At 67.2% G+C, this 540-nt stretch carries 1 protein-coding gene; it reads right to left on the reverse strand.

Annotated elements, in window-relative coordinates:
* The coding region (locus tag AC06FD_RS20420) for a flagellin (RefSeq protein ID WP_478078730.1) at positions 1–540 on the reverse strand (540 nt) is incomplete at both ends.

Genomic DNA, 540 nt, shown 5'->3' on the forward strand with positions numbered 1-540 from the left:
GCGCGACGCGGACAGGTTTTCCGAGGAGGTCTGCAGGTTGGCAACGACCGAGGTGAAGCGGTTCTGGATCGCACCGAGGTCGGCGCGGGTGTTGTTGATCGCACCCAGGGCCTTGTCGACGATTTCCAGGGCCTGCTGGGCGCCCTTCACGGTGGACACGTCGATCTTGTCGGCGAACTGCTTGCCGTCGGCCGGATCGGTGGCGGCGAAGCCGGCCAGGGTGCTGGCGATGTCCTGGAACGCGCCATCGGCGTCGACGCTGTCCTTGACCGAGGTCAGGGTCAGGGCGCCGGCGTCATCGGCTTCGGCGTAAACGCCGGTTTCGCCGATCTTGGCGTTGATCGCGGCAGCCACGGCCTTGCCGTTGGCGGCGGTGTTGGCAGCCACGTCACCCACGCTCTTGACGGTCTGCGCGGCGAAGTTGACCACTGCGCCCTTGCTGTCGGTGATGGTGAAGGCGGCGATATCGGTATCGGTATCGGCCACGCCGGCAATCGCGGTGGCGGTGCCGCTGGAGAACTGCGCGCCGCCCAGGGCATT

This window comes from Stenotrophomonas sp. Steno-Z1 (assembly GCF_056393175.1).